14 protein-coding genes and 1 tRNA gene are annotated in these 15,128 nt (G+C 62.3%); all 15 read left to right on the top strand.

Annotation, left to right across the window (positions count from 1 at the left end; genetic code table 11):
* Positions 1–367 precede the first annotated feature (367 nt).
* Positions 368–2,506: a polyribonucleotide nucleotidyltransferase gene (gene pnp / locus AWB70_RS24050; RefSeq protein WP_053568422.1), complete on the top strand. Its 2,139-nt coding sequence runs from the start codon at positions 368–370 to the stop codon at positions 2,504–2,506.
* Between the two features lie 187 nt (positions 2,507–2,693).
* On the top strand, positions 2,694–3,710 hold the full coding sequence (locus AWB70_RS24045) for an NAD(P)H-quinone oxidoreductase (protein WP_053568421.1): 1,017 nt from the start codon (positions 2,694–2,696) through the stop codon (positions 3,708–3,710).
* Between the two features lie 169 nt (positions 3,711–3,879).
* A complete protein-coding gene (gene tpiA, locus AWB70_RS24040) occupies positions 3,880–4,653 on the top strand; it encodes a triose-phosphate isomerase (RefSeq protein ID WP_014191763.1) in 774 nt (257 codons plus the stop codon).
* A gap of 88 nt (positions 4,654–4,741) precedes the next feature.
* Complete coding sequence (secG, locus tag AWB70_RS24035) at positions 4,742–5,110, top strand: preprotein translocase subunit SecG (protein WP_045450785.1); 369 nt, start codon at positions 4,742–4,744, stop codon at positions 5,108–5,110.
* Between the two features lie 127 nt (positions 5,111–5,237).
* Positions 5,238–5,322, top strand: a tRNA-Leu gene (locus AWB70_RS24030).
* A gap of 215 nt (positions 5,323–5,537) precedes the next feature.
* Entirely contained in the window at positions 5,538–5,897 is a 360-nt protein-coding gene (locus tag AWB70_RS24025) for an NADH-quinone oxidoreductase subunit A (protein WP_041730499.1), read from the top strand.
* 61 nt (positions 5,898–5,958) lie between these two features.
* On the top strand, positions 5,959–6,438 hold the full coding sequence (locus tag AWB70_RS24020) for a NuoB/complex I 20 kDa subunit family protein (RefSeq protein ID WP_006052903.1): 480 nt from the start codon (positions 5,959–5,961) through the stop codon (positions 6,436–6,438).
* A gap of 19 nt (positions 6,439–6,457) precedes the next feature.
* Positions 6,458–7,060 carry an NADH-quinone oxidoreductase subunit C gene (locus AWB70_RS24015; protein ID WP_014191759.1) on the top strand — a complete coding sequence of 201 codons (603 nt, stop codon included), beginning with the start codon at positions 6,458–6,460 and terminating at the stop codon, positions 7,058–7,060.
* Between the two features lie 9 nt (positions 7,061–7,069).
* Positions 7,070–8,323, top strand: a complete 1,254-nt coding sequence (locus AWB70_RS24010) for an NADH-quinone oxidoreductase subunit D (RefSeq protein ID WP_014191758.1) — start codon at positions 7,070–7,072, stop codon at positions 8,321–8,323.
* A gap of 152 nt (positions 8,324–8,475) precedes the next feature.
* Entirely contained in the window at positions 8,476–8,961 is a 486-nt protein-coding gene (gene nuoE, locus AWB70_RS24005; RefSeq protein WP_053568419.1) for an NADH-quinone oxidoreductase subunit NuoE, read from the top strand.
* Entirely contained in the window at positions 8,958–10,280 is a 1,323-nt protein-coding gene (gene nuoF / locus AWB70_RS24000) for an NADH-quinone oxidoreductase subunit NuoF (protein ID WP_014191756.1), read from the top strand. Before nuoE ends, nuoF begins: the two co-directional genes overlap by 4 nt.
* A gap of 66 nt (positions 10,281–10,346) precedes the next feature.
* On the top strand, positions 10,347–12,686 hold the full coding sequence (nuoG, locus tag AWB70_RS23995; RefSeq protein ID WP_053568418.1) for an NADH-quinone oxidoreductase subunit NuoG: 2,340 nt from the start codon (positions 10,347–10,349) through the stop codon (positions 12,684–12,686).
* 2 nt (positions 12,687–12,688) lie between these two features.
* Positions 12,689–13,753, top strand: coding sequence for an NADH-quinone oxidoreductase subunit NuoH (gene nuoH / locus AWB70_RS23990; protein WP_014191754.1), 1,065 nt, complete (start codon positions 12,689–12,691; stop codon positions 13,751–13,753).
* Positions 13,754–13,778: 25 nt separating this feature from the next.
* Positions 13,779–14,267: an NADH-quinone oxidoreductase subunit NuoI gene (nuoI, locus tag AWB70_RS23985; RefSeq protein ID WP_008341734.1), complete on the top strand. Its 489-nt coding sequence runs from the start codon at positions 13,779–13,781 to the stop codon at positions 14,265–14,267.
* A 167-nt stretch (positions 14,268–14,434) separates the two neighbouring features.
* Positions 14,435–15,124, top strand: a complete 690-nt coding sequence (locus AWB70_RS23980) for an NADH-quinone oxidoreductase subunit J (RefSeq protein WP_045450781.1) — start codon at positions 14,435–14,437, stop codon at positions 15,122–15,124.
* Positions 15,125–15,128 lie beyond the last annotated feature (4 nt).

The following is a 15,128-nucleotide window of genomic DNA, read 5'->3' as shown; positions in this document are numbered from 1 at the left end:
TATGTGGCTTCGCGGCCGCTGTTAGATCGAAGGTGCCTGTGTCAGTCCGCTGATACAGGCACTTTGTTTTTGTGCGTTTCGGCCGCGAAGTGGTGCTCGATCGCGATATCCGCGATCGCGACGTTGTAGTCGGCAGTTTCAGCGGTTCAGTTGCCGCAGCGCAGTTTGATTCACCCGGATGCATCATCCGGTTCGACACCCGGTCCGGCCTCGCAGCAGAGCTTTGTGTCATTCCACCGCGGCGCGTGCCGCGCGCACGTCGGGCAAGCCCCGCGCTGGAATGGCATAACACACCTCTCACGCGTGGCTCGCGACCGTCCAAGCCAGCGCCATCGGGCCGGCGCGGCGCAACGTGAAAGGAGTCACAATGTTCAATAAAATCGTCAAAGAATTTAAGTGGGGACAACACAACGTCCGCCTCGAAACGGGTGAGATCGCTCGTCAGGCAAGCGGCGCGGTGATCGTCGATATCGAAGATTCCGTCGTGCTCGCGACCGTCGTCGGCGCGAAGACCGCCAAGCCGGGCCAGGATTTCTTCCCGCTGACCGTCGATTACCTCGAAAAGACCTATGCCGCCGGCAAGATTCCGGGCGGCTTCTTCCGCCGCGAAGGCCGTCCGTCGGAAGGCGAAACGCTGATTTCGCGCCTGATCGACCGCCCGCTGCGTCCGCTTTTCCCGGAAGGCTTCTATAACGAAGTGCAGGTCGTGATCCACGTCCTGTCGCTGAATCCCGAGATTCCCGCGGACATCCCGGCGCTGATCGGCGCGTCCGCCGCGCTCGCGATTTCCGGTCTGCCGTTCAACGGCCCGGTCGGCGCCGCGCGCGTCGCCTATCTGAACAACGAGTACGTGCTGAACCCGACGCGTGCGCAGATGAAGGAGTCGGCGCTCGATCTGGTGGTCGCCGGTACGGAACGCGCGGTGCTGATGGTGGAATCGGAAGCGCAGCAGCTGTCCGAAGAAGTCATGCTCGGCGCGGTCGTGTTCGGTCACGACCAGATGCAGACCGCCATCGACGCGATTCACGAACTCGTGCGCGAAGGCGGCAAGCCGGAGTGGGACTGGGCGCCCGCACCGAAGAACGAAGCGCTGATCGCGCGCGTCACCGAGATCGCCAAGGCGGAACTCGAAGCCGCTTACCAGTTGCGCAACAAGTCGGCGCGTTCGGCCAAGCTGAAGGAAGTGTACGCAGCGGCGTCGGCGAAGCTGGAAGCAGATGCTGCCGCGAGCGGCACGGTCGCCGCCGACAAGGCAACGGTCGGCAACGTGCTGTTCGACATCGAAGCGAAGATCGTCCGTACGCAGATCCTGAACGGCGAGCCGCGCATCGATGGCCGCGACACGCGCACGGTCCGCCCGATCGAAATCCGCACGGGCGTCCTGCCGCGCACGCACGGTTCCGCGCTGTTCACGCGTGGCGAAACGCAGGCGCTGGTCGTTGCGACGCTCGGCACGAAGGGCGACGAGCAGAGCATCGACGCGCTCGAAGGCGAATACCGCGAGCGCTTCATGCTCCACTACAACATGCCGCCGTTCGCGACGGGCGAAACCGGCCGCGTCGGTTCGCCGAAGCGCCGTGAAATTGGCCACGGCCGTCTCGCCAAGCGCGCGCTCGTCGCGTGCCTGCCGAGCGCCGACGAATTCGGCTACTCGATCCGCGTCGTGTCGGAAATCACGGAATCGAACGGTTCGTCGTCGATGGCTTCGGTCTGCGGCGGCTGCCTCGCGCTGATGGACGCCGGCGTGCCGATGAAGGCGCACGTCGCGGGCATCGCGATGGGCCTGATCCTCGAAGGCAACAAGTTCGCGGTTCTGACCGACATCCTCGGCGACGAAGATCACCTCGGCGACATGGACTTCAAGGTGGCCGGCACGGCGCAAGGCGTGACCGCGCTGCAGATGGACATCAAGATCCAGGGCATCACGAAGGAAATCATGCAGGTCGCGCTCGCGCAGGCGAAGGAAGGCCGCATGCACATCCTCGGCAAGATGACCGCCGCGGTGCCGCACACGAACACGGAACTGTCGGACTACGCGCCGCGCATGATCACCATCAAGATCAATCCGGAGAAGATCCGCGACGTGATCGGCAAGGGCGGTTCGGTGATCCGCGCGCTGACGGAAGAAACCGGCACGACCATCGACATTTCGGACGACGGTGTCGTGACGATCGCGAGCACGTCGAGCGAAGGCATGGCGGAAGCCAAGAAGCGCATCGAGAACATCACGGCGGAAGTGGAAGTGGGTCAGGTCTACGAAGGCCCGGTGCTCAAGCTGCTCGACTTCGGCGCGATCGTGAACATCCTGCCGGGCAAGGACGGTTTGCTGCACATCTCGGAAATCGTCAACGAGCGCGTGAAGGACATCAACGACTACCTGAAGGAAGGCCAGATCGTGAAGGTCAAGGTCATCCAGACGGACGAAAAGGGCCGCGTGCGCTTGTCGGCGAAGGCGCTGCTGAACGAAGGCGCGCAGCAGGCGGAACCCACGCACCCGCAGCAGTAATGCGGTAATGTGTAGACGGCCGGCCGCGGATGCGAGCCGGCCGTTTTCATGTATGACGCTTGGGACGCTATGCATTGTCCGATGCGTCGTCGGACCCGATGGCAGTGTGGAGCGCGGATTGCTTTAAGCGCGCGCAGTGCCATCCGGTTCGGATGCACACTAACTCTGATCGGCACAGGGAGATGTCATGAAGGCCATCGAAATCACCGAGTTTGGCGCACCCGAAGTTCTGAAGCTGGGCGAGCGGCCGACCCCGACGCCGGGAAAATGCGAGGTCCTCATCAAGGTGGCGGCCTCCGGCGTGAACCGTCCGGACGTGTTCCAGCGCAAGGGCGCCTATGCGCCGCCGCCGGGCGCGTCGGATCTGCCGGGGCTGGAGGTTGCGGGTGAAATCGTCGATGGTGATTTCGATCCGAAGCACAACCCGTTCGGTCTGAAAAAGGGCGATCGCGTGTGTGCGCTGCTCGCGGGCGGCGGTTATGCCGAGTACGCCGTCGCGCCGCTCGAACAATGCCTGCCGGCGCCGAAGGGCCTGTCGGATATCGAAGCGGCATCGTTGCCCGAAACGTTTTTCACCGTGTGGAGCAATGTCTTCGAGCGCGGCCAGCTCGGTTTGGGCGAAAACGGCGAGGAAGAGACGCTGCTGGTTCAGGGCGGTTCGAGCGGGATCGGCGTGACGGCGATTCAGATCGCGAAGGCGCTCGGCTTTCGCGTGTTCGCCACCGCCGGCACCGATGAAAAGTGCCGCGCGTGCGAAGCGCTCGGCGCGGAGCGTGCGATCAACTACAAGACGGAAGATTTCGTCGACGTGGTGAAGTCGCTGACGAACGATCGCGGCGTCGACGTGATTCTCGACATGGTCGCGGGCGATTATCTTCAGCGCGAGCTCAAGGCGCTGGCCGACGGCGGACGCATTTGCGTGATCGCGCTTCTTGGCGGCGCGAAGGCGGAGATCAATCTCAATGATGTGCTGCGCCGGCGTCTCGTCATCACCGGTTCCACGCTGCGTCCGCGTCCTGTCGCGTTCAAGGCGAAGCTCGCGGCGAAGCTCAAGGAGCGCGTCTGGCCGGAAATCGAGGCGGGACGCATCAAGCCGGTGATTCACCAGGTCTTCCCCGCCGCCGACGCTGCCGCCGCGCATGCGCTCATGGAAAGCAGCACGCACGTCGGCAAGATCGTGCTCGACTGGCGCGAGAAAGCGTGAGTTCGGTCGCGGGCCGCAACGTCGAAGCGTTGCGGCCCGCTTTTGGCGGTTTGACCGGTTTCCTCTTAACACAGTAAAATCGCCTGTTTTGCAAGCAGTTTGCAGTTCGTAGCGGGTTCATTCCTATAACAGGGCGGCTCATCGAAGCCGCCGCCGACTGACGAGACTTATGTCCAGAGAACGAGCGAAACTGGTGGTGGGCAACTGGAAGATGCACGGCCGCATCGGTGACAACGCGACCTTGCTGACCGAAGTCGCCGCAGGTGCATCGGCTTTGCAAAAGGGCGTGCGAGTCGGTGTGTGCGTGCCGTGCCCGTATCTCGCGCAATCGCAGGCGCTCCTCGCGGGCTCGGTCGTGCAGTGGGGCATTCAGGACGTGTCGGCGCATGAAGGCGGGGCCTACACCGGCGAAGTCGCAGCCGAAATGGCGGCGGACTTCGGCGTGACGTACGCGATCGTCGGGCATTCGGAGCGACGCGCGTATCATCGCGAAAGTCCGGAACTCGTCGCGGCGAAGGCAAAGCGCGCGATCGAGGCGGGTCTCACGCCGATCGTCTGCGTCGGCGAGACGCTCGAAGAACGCGAGTCCGCGCAGACGGAGCAGGTCATCGGCACGCAACTCGACGCCGTTCTGCTCGTGCTGACGGAAGAGCAGGCGGCGGGCATTGTGGTCGCCTACGAACCCGTCTGGGCGATCGGCACGGGCAAGACCGCGCGGCCGCTGCAGGCACAGGACGTTCACGCATTCCTGCGCCGCAAGCTGCTGGAGAAGGGGGCGTCGGTAGCGCACGTGCCGCTCTTGTACGGCGGCAGCGTGAAGCCCGAGAACGCGGAAGAACTGTTCGGGCAGAAGGACATCGACGGCGGGCTGATCGGCGGCGCGTCGCTGAAGTCGAAGGATTTTCTGGCGATCTGCCGGGCCGCGCAAACCGTGTTGCATTGAGCATCGAACGGCGAGCGGGCAGGGCAGGCGAAAGACTACATTGCGACACGAAGGTGTCACGGAAACATCAGGAACCAGGTGAGTTGAAATGCTGTATTTGAAGACATTGATTATCGTCGTTCAGTTGCTGTCGGCGCTGGGCGTTATCGGCCTCGTGCTGCTTCAGCATGGCAAGGGCGCGGACATGGGCGCGGCCTTCGGCAGCGGCGCGTCGGGCAGTCTTTTCGGCGCGACCGGCTCGGCCAACTTCTTGTCGCGTACCACGGCGGTTCTCGCGGCGATCTTCTTCGTCACGACGCTCGCGCTGACCTATCTCGGCAGCTACAAGCCGCAGACATCGGCGGGCGTGCTTGGCGGCGCGGCTCCCGTGCCTGCCTCCGCGCCGGCCGCAGCGGCATCCGCGCCTGTGTCGGCGCCGGTTGCATCGTCCGCGCCGGGCGCCGATGTGCCCAAATAACGGCAGAACGAATTTTTCGCGAAATCTGCATTTTGTGCGTTGAACAATTCGTAGGGCCCAGTTATAATTCAAGTCTTGAAGCGATTCGCGGCAATTAAGAAGTAGTTTTCCCGGATTGCAGTACAGTGCCGACGTGGTGAAATTGGTAGACACGCTATCTTGAGGGGGTAGTGGCGAAAGCTGTGCGAGTTCGAGTCTCGCCGTCGGCACCAACAGTTATCCAATGCCAGCCGCTTGCATCGCTTCGGCTGGCATTGTCACTTCTGGAGTACGCTTACGTTTTCATAGCGGCACCGGCATCGTCAAAGCAGATGTCACAGTGTGCTGATATCGTGAGCGGTCCCAAGTGATTCTCCCGCCGGGTGGTCCGTCCCGGCTGAAGCGCTCCAATCAATAACAGACCATATCTACCGATCTGAGGATAGCCTTGAACCTCGCACCCTATTACCCCGTCTTCTTGTTTCTTGTGGTGGGCCTTGGTTTAGGTATAGCGTTGGTCAGTATCGGCAAGATTCTCGGTCCCAACAAGCCCGACACCGAAAAGAACGCGCCGTACGAGTGCGGCTTCGAAGCGTTCGAAGACGCGCGTATGAAGTTCGATGTGCGTTACTATCTCGTCGCGATTCTTTTCATCATTTTCGATCTTGAGACGGCGTTCCTGTTTCCGTGGGGTGTTTCCCTGCGCGATATCGGCTGGCCTGGCTTCATCGCAATGATGATTTTTCTGCTCGAATTTTTGCTCGGTTTCGCCTACATCTGGAGAAAAGGCGGACTCGACTGGGAATGACAGTTAGATCACCGGATTCATGGGCGGCTTTGGCTGGCTGCTCATCTGGAGTGGAAAACAAATGAGTATCGAAGGGGTCTTGAAGGAAGGCTTTGTCACCACCACGGCTGACAAGCTGATCAACTGGACGCGCACCGGCTCCCTGTGGCCGATGACGTTCGGTCTCGCGTGTTGTGCAGTCGAGATGATGCATGCGGGCGCCGCCCGTTATGATCTGGACCGTTTCGGCGTGGTGTTCCGTCCGAGCCCGCGCCAGTCCGACGTGATGATCGTCGCCGGCACGCTGTGCAACAAGATGGCGCCCGCGCTTCGTAAGGTGTACGACCAGATGGCCGAGCCGCGCTGGGTTATCTCCATGGGTTCGTGCGCGAACGGCGGCGGCTATTACCACTACTCGTATTCCGTCGTGCGTGGTTGCGACCGGATCGTGCCGGTCGATGTCTACGTCCCCGGTTGCCCTCCGACCGCCGAAGCCCTGGTCTACGGCGTGATCCAGTTGCAGGCGAAGATTCGCCGCACCAACACCATCGCCCGTCAGTAAGGGCTGAGCCTCCCCAATTATGGCAAGCAAACTCGAGACCCTCAAAGCGAACCTCGAGACGGCGTTTGGCGACCGTCTCCAGAGCGTTACGGAGTCGCTTGGGCAAGTGACAATCGTCGTCAAGGCGGCCAATTATCTGGACGTCTGCAAGCAGCTTCGCGACGACACCTCGCTGCGCTTCGAACAGCTCATGGACCTGTCCGGCGTCGATTATTCGACCTACGGCGACGGCGTCTACGACGGTCCGCGTTTCGCGGCGGTCAGCCATCTTCTTTCCATCACGCATAACTGGCGTGTGCGCGTGCGCGTATTCGCTCCGGACGACGAAGTGCCTATCGTGCCTTCGGTGGTCGATGTCTGGTCGTCGGCGAACTGGTACGAGCGTGAGGCGTTCGATCTCTACGGCATCGTGTTCGAAGGCCATCCGGACCTGCGCCGCATTCTCACGGACTACGGCTTCATCGGCCATCCGTTCCGCAAGGACTTCCCGGTTTCGGGCTACGTCGAGATGCGTTACGACCCGGAAGAGAAGCGCGTCGTGTATCAGCCTGTGACGATCGAGCCGCGCGAAATCACGCCGCGTGTGATTCGCGAAGATCGCTATGGCGGTCTGAAACATTAAGAGAGCGTCATGGCAGAGATCAAAAACTACACGCTGAACTTCGGCCCGCAGCATCCGGCAGCGCACGGCGTGCTGCGCCTCGTGCTCGAACTCGACGGCGAAGTGATCCAGCGCGCCGACCCGCACATCGGTCTGCTGCATCGCGCGACCGAGAAGCTGGCGGAAACCAAGACCTTCATTCAGTCCGTGCCGTACATGGACCGTCTCGACTACGTGTCGATGATGGTCAACGAGCACGGCTATGTGCTCGCCATCGAGAAGCTCCTCGGCATCGACGTCCCCATTCGCGCGAAATATATTCGCGTGCTGTTCGATGAAATCACGCGCGTGCTGAACCACCTGATGTGGATCGGCTCGCACGCACTCGACGTCGGCGCGATGGCGGTGTTTCTCTACGCGTTCCGCGAGCGCGAAGATCTGATGGACGTCTACGAGGCGGTGTCGGGCGCGCGCATGCACGCGGCGTACTACCGTCCGGGCGGCGTGTATCGCGATCTGCCGGACGCCATGCCGCAGTACAAGGCGTCGAAGATCCGCAACGCCAAGGCGCTCGACAGGATGAACGAGACCCGTCAGGGTTCGCTGCTCGACTTCATCGAAGACTTCTTCAAGCGCTTTCCGCGCTGTGTCGACGAGTATGAAACCCTTCTCACCGACAACCGCATCTGGAAGCAGCGTCTCGTGGGCATCGGCGTCGTGAGCCCGGAGCGCGCGTTGCAGATGGGCCTTTCCGGCGCAATGCTGCGCGGCTCGGGCATCGAGTGGGATTTGCGCAAGAAGCAGCCGTACGAAGTGTACGACCAGCTCGATTTCGATATCCCCGTCGGCGTGAATGGCGATTGCTACGACCGTTATCTGGTGCGCGTGGAAGAAATGCGCCAGTCGACGCGCATCGCCGAACAGTGCATTGCGTGGCTGCGCAAGAATCCTGGCCCTGTGATGGTCGATAATCACAAGGTTGCGCCGCCGTCGCGCGTCGGCATGAAGAGCAACATGGAAGAGCTGATTCACCATTTCAAGCTCTTCACCGAAGGCTTCCATGTGCCGGAAGGCGAAACGTACGCGGCGGTCGAGCATCCGAAGGGCGAGTTCGGCATCTACCTGGTGTCGGATGGCGCGAACAAGCCGTATCGCCTGAAGATTCGGGCGCCGGGCTATGCGCACCTCGCGGCGCTCGACGAAATGGCGCGAGGCCACATGATCGCCGACGCTGTGACGATCATCGGTACGCAAGACATCGTGTTCGGCGAGATCGATCGCTGATCTCACCGCCGGCTGCATGGCGCGCTGCGAAGGCCCCATGCGCGCCAAGCGCGAATGCAATTACAGGAACCCGCAGGAACGCCAGGTCTGCCGCAACACGAAGGACGCGGCGGGTTTTCGTTCGGTAGGAATTGAAAGAGTCGTGTCTGAAAATGATCTCAGCTGAAGGCCTGAAAGAAATCGATCGCGCGGTCGCGAAGTATCCCGCCGAGCAAAAGCAATCGGCGGTGATGGCGGCGCTCGCCGTTGCTCAGGAAGAGCATGGTTGGCTCTCGCCCGACCTCATGCAGTTCGTGGCCGATTACCTGAGCATGCCGCCCGTCGCGGTGCAGGAAGTCGCCACGTTCTACACGATGTACGAACTGAAGCCGGTCGGTAAGCACAAGATCACGCTCTGCACGAACCTGCCTTGCCAGCTCGGTCCGGACGGCGGTTCGGACAGCGCCGCGGAGTATCTCAAGCAGAAGCTCGGCATCGATTTCGGCGAAACCACGCCGGATGGCAAATTCACGCTGAAAGAAGGCGAATGCTTCGGCGCGTGCGGCGACGCACCCGTGTTGCTCGTGAACAACCATCGCATGTGCAGCTTCATGAGCCGCGAGAAGATCGACCAGTTGATCGAGGACCTTTCGAAATGACGTCACTCCACGATCGTCACATCAAGCCGCTGATCCTCGCTGGCCTTAACGGCGAGAACTGGCATCTCGAAGATTACGTCGCGCGCGGCGGCTACAAGCAGCTGCGCCGCATTCTCGAAGAAAAGATTCCGCCCGAGCAGGTCATTGCCGACGTCAAGGCGTCGGGTCTGCGCGGCCGCGGCGGCGCGGGCTTCCCGACCGGCCTGAAGTGGAGCTTCATGCCGCGTCAGTTCCCGGGCCAGAAATATCTCGTCTGCAATTCGGACGAAGGCGAGCCCGGCACGTTCAAGGATCGCGACATCCTGCGCTGGAACCCGCATTCGCTGATCGAAGGCATGGCTATCGGCGCGTACGCGATGGGCATCACCGTCGGCTACAACTACATCCACGGCGAGATCTTCGAGGTCTATCGCGTGTTCGAGGCGGCGCTTGAAGAAGCGCGCCAGGCCGGTTATCTCGGCGCGAACATTCTCGGCTCGGGCTTTTCGTTCGAACTATATGCGCACCACGGTTACGGCGCGTACATCTGCGGCGAGGAAACCGCGCTGCTCGAATCGCTGGAAGGCAAGAAGGGCCAGCCGCGCTTCAAGCCGCCGTTCCCGGCGAGCTTCGGCGTGTACGGCAAGCCGACCACCATCAACAACACCGAGACGTTCGCCGCGGTGCCGTTCCTGCTGGAAATCGGGCCGCAGAATTATCTCGAGATCGGCAAGCCGAACAACGGCGGCACGAAGATCTTCTCGGTGTCGGGCGACGTGAATCGTCCGGGCAACTACGAAATTCCGCTCGGCACGCCGTTCTCGACGTTGATGGAACTGGCGGGCGGCGTGCGCGGCCAGTCGATCAAGGCGGTGATTCCGGGCGGTTCGTCGGCGCCGGTCGTGCCGGGCGACATGATGCTCGCCACCGACATGGACTACGATTCGATCGCGAAGGCAGGCTCGATGCTCGGTTCGGGCGCGGTCATTGTGATGAACGAGACGCGCTGCATGGTGCGCTCGCTCTTGCGCCTGTCGTACTTCTATTACGAAGAGTCGTGCGGCCAGTGCACGCCATGCCGCGAAGGCACCGGCTGGCTGTATCGCGTGGTGCATCGCATCGAGCACGGTCTTGGCCGCAAGGAAGATCTGGATCTGCTGAATTCGGTCGCGGAAAACATCATGGGCCGCACGATCTGCGCGCTCGGCGATGCAGCGGCCATGCCCGTGCGCGGCATGCTCAAGCACTTCTGGGACGAATTCGAGTATCACGTCGAGCACAAGCATTGTCTCGTCGGCGGGCATGCGCATCACGCGCGCACCGAAGCGCTTACCGCGTAATCAGGCGCGCACAGTCAGATGCGCGGAAAGTAGTCGAGAGACAAGGGTTGAGGATCTCTATCCATCATGGTTGAACTAGAAATTGACGGCAAGACGGTCGAGGTGCCTGAAGGCAGCATGGTGATCCAGGCTGCGCACAAGGTCGATACGTACATTCCTCACTTCTGCTATCACAAGAAGCTGTCGATCGCGGCGAACTGCCGGATGTGCCTCGTCGAAGTCGAGAAGATGCCGAAGGCCGTCCCCGCCTGCGCGACGCCCGTGTCGGCCGGCATGATCGTGCGCACCACCTCCGACAAGGCCGTGAAGGCCCAGCAGTCGGTGATGGAATTCCTGCTGATCAACCATCCGCTCGATTGCCCGATCTGCGATCAGGGCGGCGAATGCCAGTTGCAGGACTTGGCCGTCGGTTACGGCAAATCGCAGTCGCGCTATAGCGAAGAAAAGCGCGTGGTGTTCCACAAGAACGTCGGTCCGCTCATCTCCATGGAAGAGATGTCGCGCTGCATCCACTGCACGCGCTGCGTGCGCTTCGGCCAGGAAGTGGCCGGCGTGATGGAGCTCGGCATGCTGGGCCGCGGCGAGCATTCGGAAATCACCTCGTTCGTCGGCAAGACCGTGGATTCGGAACTGTCGGGCAACATGATCGACCTGTGCCCGGTCGGCGCGTTGACGAGCAAGCCGTTCCGCTACAGCGCGCGTACGTGGGAACTGTCGCGCCGCAAGTCAGTGAGCCCGCACGATTCCGTCGGCGCGAACCTCGTGGTGCAGGTGAAGAACAACCGCGTGATGCGCGTTCTGCCGATGGAAAACGAAGCCATCAACGAATGCTGGATCTCGGACAAGGACCGCTTCTCGTACGAAGGCCTCAACGGCGACGAGCGTCTGACCACGCCGATGCTGAAGCAGGGCGGCAACTGGATCGAAACCGACTGGCAGACCGCGCTCGAATACGTGGCGAAGGGTCTCAAGGGCATCAAGGCCGATCACGGCGCGAACGCGATCGCCGCATTGGCCACGCCGCACAGCACGGTCGAAGAACTGCATCTGCTGAAGCAACTGGCGGAAGGCGTCGGCACGCCGAACGTCGATTTCCGTCTGCGCCAGCACGATTTCTCCGCGCCCGTGGGCGTCGGTGCGCCGTGGCTCGGCTCGAAGATCGCGGATCTGTCGCTCGTCGACACCGCGTTCGTGATCGGCTCGTTCCTGCGCCGCGATCATCCGCTGTTCGCCGCGCGTCTGCGTCAGGCCGCAAAGAGCGGCGCCAAGATCACGTTCCTCAACGCCAGCAACGACGATTCGCTGATCCCGACCGCGCATCGCCTGGTCGCGGCGCCGTCGGCGTGGCTCGATCAGCTCGCGGGTATCGCGGCGGCCGTCTCCGAAGCGCGCGGCGTCGCGCTGCCGGACGCATTCGCGGGCCGCGAAGTATCGGCGGCGGCGAAGGACGTGGCGGCATCGCTGTCGGCGGGCGAAAAGCGCGTCGTGCTGCTCGGCAATCTCGCCGTTCAGCATCCGGACTTTGCACAGATTCAGGCAGCCGCCCAGTGGATCGCCGACAATACCGGCGCGACGCTCGGCTTCCTCACGGAAGGCGCGAACTCGGTCGGTGCGCATCTCGTCGACGCGCTGCCGGGCGAGGGCGGTCTCAACGCACGTGAAGCATTCGAGCAGCCGCGCAAGGGTTACGTGCTGCTGAACGCCGAGCCGGAATACGACACCGCGAGCCCTGCGCAAGCCATCGCCGCGCTGAAGGCGGCGGAAATGGTCGTCGTGATGTCGCCGTTCAAGCACGGCATGGACTACGCGGACGTGCTGCTGCCCATCGCGCCGTTCACGGAAACGTCGGGCACGTTCGTCAACGCGGAAGGCACGGCACAGTCGTTCAACGGCGTCGTGCGCGCGCTGGGCGACACGCGTCCGGGCTGGAAGGTGCTGCGCGTGCTGGGCACGATCCTCGGCCTGTCCGGTTTCGACTACGACACGGCTGAAGAAGTGCGCATCGCCGCACTCGGTACGGGCGATCTGTCCGCGCGTCTGTCGAACAAGACGTCGGTGCAGGCAAAGCGCGCCGCGTCGAACGTCGTGCTGAACGGCAGCGGCCTGCAGCGTCTCGCCGATGTGCCGATCTATCACGCCGACGCGCTCGTGCGCCGCGCGCCGTCGCTGCATCTGACGGCGGCCGCCCGCGATGCGAACGTGGCCGGCCTGCCGACCGCGCTCTACGACAAGCTCGGCCTGAAGGATGGCGAAGCAGTGCGTATCAAGCAGGGCAACCTGTCGGTGACGTTGCCCGCGGTCCGCGATGCGAATCTCGCGGAATCGGTGGTCCGCGTGTCGGCGGGCACGACGGCTGGCGCCGCGCTCGGCGGCCTGTTCGGTGAACTGGTAGTGGAGAAGGCGTAAAAATGGGCTTGTTCGATACGATCAACGCAGGTGGCACGCAGCTTCTGGGCGTCGCATGGCCGACGGTGTGGGCGCTGGTCCGCATCCTGGTGGTGGCGGTTGTCATTCTGCTGTGCGTGGCGTACCTGATTCTGTGGGAACGCAAGCTCATCGGCTGGATGCACGTGCGTCTCGGCCCGAACCGCGTCGGCCCGGCGGGTCTGCTGCAGCCGATCGCGGACGTCCTGAAGCTGCTGCTGAAGGAAGTCATCCAGCCGACGCAGGCAAGCCGCTGGATCTACATGATCGCGCCGATCATGACCGTGGTTCCGGCCTTCGCCGTGTGGGCGGTCATTCCGTTCCAGGCGGAAGCGGTGCTCGGCAACATCAACGCGGGTCTGCTTTACGCCATGGCGATCTCGTCGATCGGCGTGTACGGCGTGATTCTGGCCGGCTGGGCGTCGAACTCGAAGTACGCGTTCCTCGGCGCGATGCGCGCGGCAGCTCAGATGGTGTCCTACGAAATCTCGATGGGCTTCGCGCTCGTCGTGGTGCTGATGGTCGCGGGCACGCTGAACATGTCGGAAATCGTGCACTCGCAGCAGCGCGGCATGTTCGCGGGCTGGGGCGTCAACTTCCTGTCGTGGAACTGGCTGCCGCTCTTGCCGATGTTCGTCGTGTACTTCATCTCGGGCATCGCCGAAACGAACCGTCACCCGTTCGACGTGGTTGAAGGCGAATCGGAAATCGTCGCGGGTCACATGATCGATTACTCCGGCATGGCGTTCGCGCTGTTCTTCCTCGCCGAGTACATCAACATGATCGTGATCTCCGCGATCGCCACGACGCTGTTCCTCGGCGGCTGGGATGCGCCGTTCGGCTTCCTGTCGTTCATTCCGGGCGTATTCTGGTTCGTTTTCAAGGTTTTCCTGCTGCTGTCGGTCTTCATCTGGGCGCGCGCGACATTCCCGCGTTACCGCTACGACCAGATCATGCGTCTGGGCTGGAAGGTGTTCCTGCCGGTATCGGTGATCTGGGTGGTCGTGGTCGGTTTCTGGATCATGTCGCCGCTCAACATCTGGAAGTAACGAGAAGCGCGCACACGAAACCATCATGAACGCAATCCAAAACTTCTTTAAGACCTTCTTCCTGACCGAGCTGCTGAAGGGTCTCGCGCTGACGGGCCGTTACACATTCCAGCGCAAGATCACCGTGCAGTTCCCGGAAGAGAAGACGCCTATCTCGCCGCGTTTCCGCGGCCTGCATGCGCTGCGCCGTTATGAAAACGGCGAAGAGCGCTGCATCGCCTGCAAGCTGTGCGAAGCGGTATGCCCGGCCATGGCGATCACGATCGAATCGGAGACGCGCGCGGACAATACGCGCCGCACGACGCGCTATGACATCGACCTGACCAAGTGCATCTTCTGCGGTTTCTGCGAAGAAAGCTGCCCGGTCGATTCGATCGTCGAGACGCACATCCTCGAATATCACGGCGAGAAGCGCGGCGACCTGTATTTCACGAAGGACATGCTGCTCGCGGTGGGCGACCGTTACGAAACGGAAATCGCCGCATCGAAGGCGGCAGACGCGCCTTATCGTTGATTGAAGGCAGATGCCGGAACCTTGGGTTCAGCCTCTGGGTTCCGGCGTCGGGCCGAAGCGATTTTGTTGTTGCTGTTTGGCACACTGCGGCGCGCGCCGAGGGCGGCTCCTGCCCGAAAACGCCGACACACCATGCCTGATGATGGCCTAACGATGAACCGGTAATCATGGAATTCACAACCGTACTGTTCTATATCTTCGCGCTGCTGCTGACCGTGTCCGCGCTGAAGGTGATCACCTCGCGCAACCCGGTGTCGTCCGCGCTCTTTCTCGTGCTCGCGTTCTTCAACGCGGCCGCGATCTGGATGCTGCTGCAAGCCGAATTCCTCGCGATCCTGCTGGTTCTCGTCTATGTCGGCGCGGTGATGGTGCTGTTCCTCTTCGTCGTGATGATGCTCGACATCAACATTGATGTCCTGCGGCGCGATTTCAAGCGTTTCGTGCCGATCGCGAGCATCGTCGGCGCGATCATCGTGATCGAAACGGCGCTGATCCTGTGGCACGGCTACGGCGCGACGACCACGCCGCTGCGCGACGCATCCGCAGGCGCGGGCGTCTCCGGCGCGGCGCTGATGCCGAACACGCAGCTCATCGGCAAGGTCATCTACACGGACTACATCTTCGCGTTCGAAATCGCGGGCCTCGTGCTGCTCGTCGCGATCATCGCGGCGATCTCGCTCACGATCCGCGACAAGAAGGACAAGAAGACGCAAACCGTCAGTCAGCAGGTCAAGGTGCGCCGCGAAGACCGCGTGCGTCTCGTGAAGATGCAGGCGGAAAAAGATGCACCCGACGCCACGACGGAACCGGCCGTGACCGGCAACATCGGCGCGGGCACCGTCGACAACAAGGGCTGAGCGC

The sequence above is a fragment of the Caballeronia cordobensis genome (genome assembly GCF_001544575.2).
In the GTDB taxonomy this organism is placed as follows: domain Bacteria; phylum Pseudomonadota; class Gammaproteobacteria; order Burkholderiales; family Burkholderiaceae; genus Caballeronia; species Caballeronia cordobensis.
Note: the sequence above shows the minus strand (reverse complement) of the source record. Positions and strands in the feature narration are given on the sequence as shown.

Coding starts and splice junctions, on each gene's coding strand:
- nuoH (WP_014191754.1), top strand. CDS start 12,689: ATGGGCTTGTTCGATACGATCAACGCAGGTGGCACGCAGCTTCTGGGC.
- AWB70_RS24015 (WP_014191759.1), top strand. CDS start 6,458: ATGGCAAGCAAACTCGAGACCCTCAAAGCGAACCTCGAGACGGCGTTT.
- AWB70_RS24020 (WP_006052903.1), top strand. CDS start 5,959: ATGAGTATCGAAGGGGTCTTGAAGGAAGGCTTTGTCACCACCACGGCT.
- nuoG (WP_053568418.1), top strand. CDS start 10,347: ATGGTTGAACTAGAAATTGACGGCAAGACGGTCGAGGTGCCTGAAGGC.
- AWB70_RS24045 (WP_053568421.1), top strand. CDS start 2,694: ATGAAGGCCATCGAAATCACCGAGTTTGGCGCACCCGAAGTTCTGAAG.
- pnp (WP_053568422.1), top strand. CDS start 368: ATGTTCAATAAAATCGTCAAAGAATTTAAGTGGGGACAACACAACGTC.
- AWB70_RS23980 (WP_045450781.1), top strand. CDS start 14,435: ATGGAATTCACAACCGTACTGTTCTATATCTTCGCGCTGCTGCTGACC.
- nuoF (WP_014191756.1), top strand. CDS start 8,958: ATGACGTCACTCCACGATCGTCACATCAAGCCGCTGATCCTCGCTGGC.
- nuoI (WP_008341734.1), top strand. CDS start 13,779: ATGAACGCAATCCAAAACTTCTTTAAGACCTTCTTCCTGACCGAGCTG.
- nuoE (WP_053568419.1), top strand. CDS start 8,476: ATGATCTCAGCTGAAGGCCTGAAAGAAATCGATCGCGCGGTCGCGAAG.
- secG (WP_045450785.1), top strand. CDS start 4,742: ATGCTGTATTTGAAGACATTGATTATCGTCGTTCAGTTGCTGTCGGCG.
- tpiA (WP_014191763.1), top strand. CDS start 3,880: ATGTCCAGAGAACGAGCGAAACTGGTGGTGGGCAACTGGAAGATGCAC.
- AWB70_RS24010 (WP_014191758.1), top strand. CDS start 7,070: ATGGCAGAGATCAAAAACTACACGCTGAACTTCGGCCCGCAGCATCCG.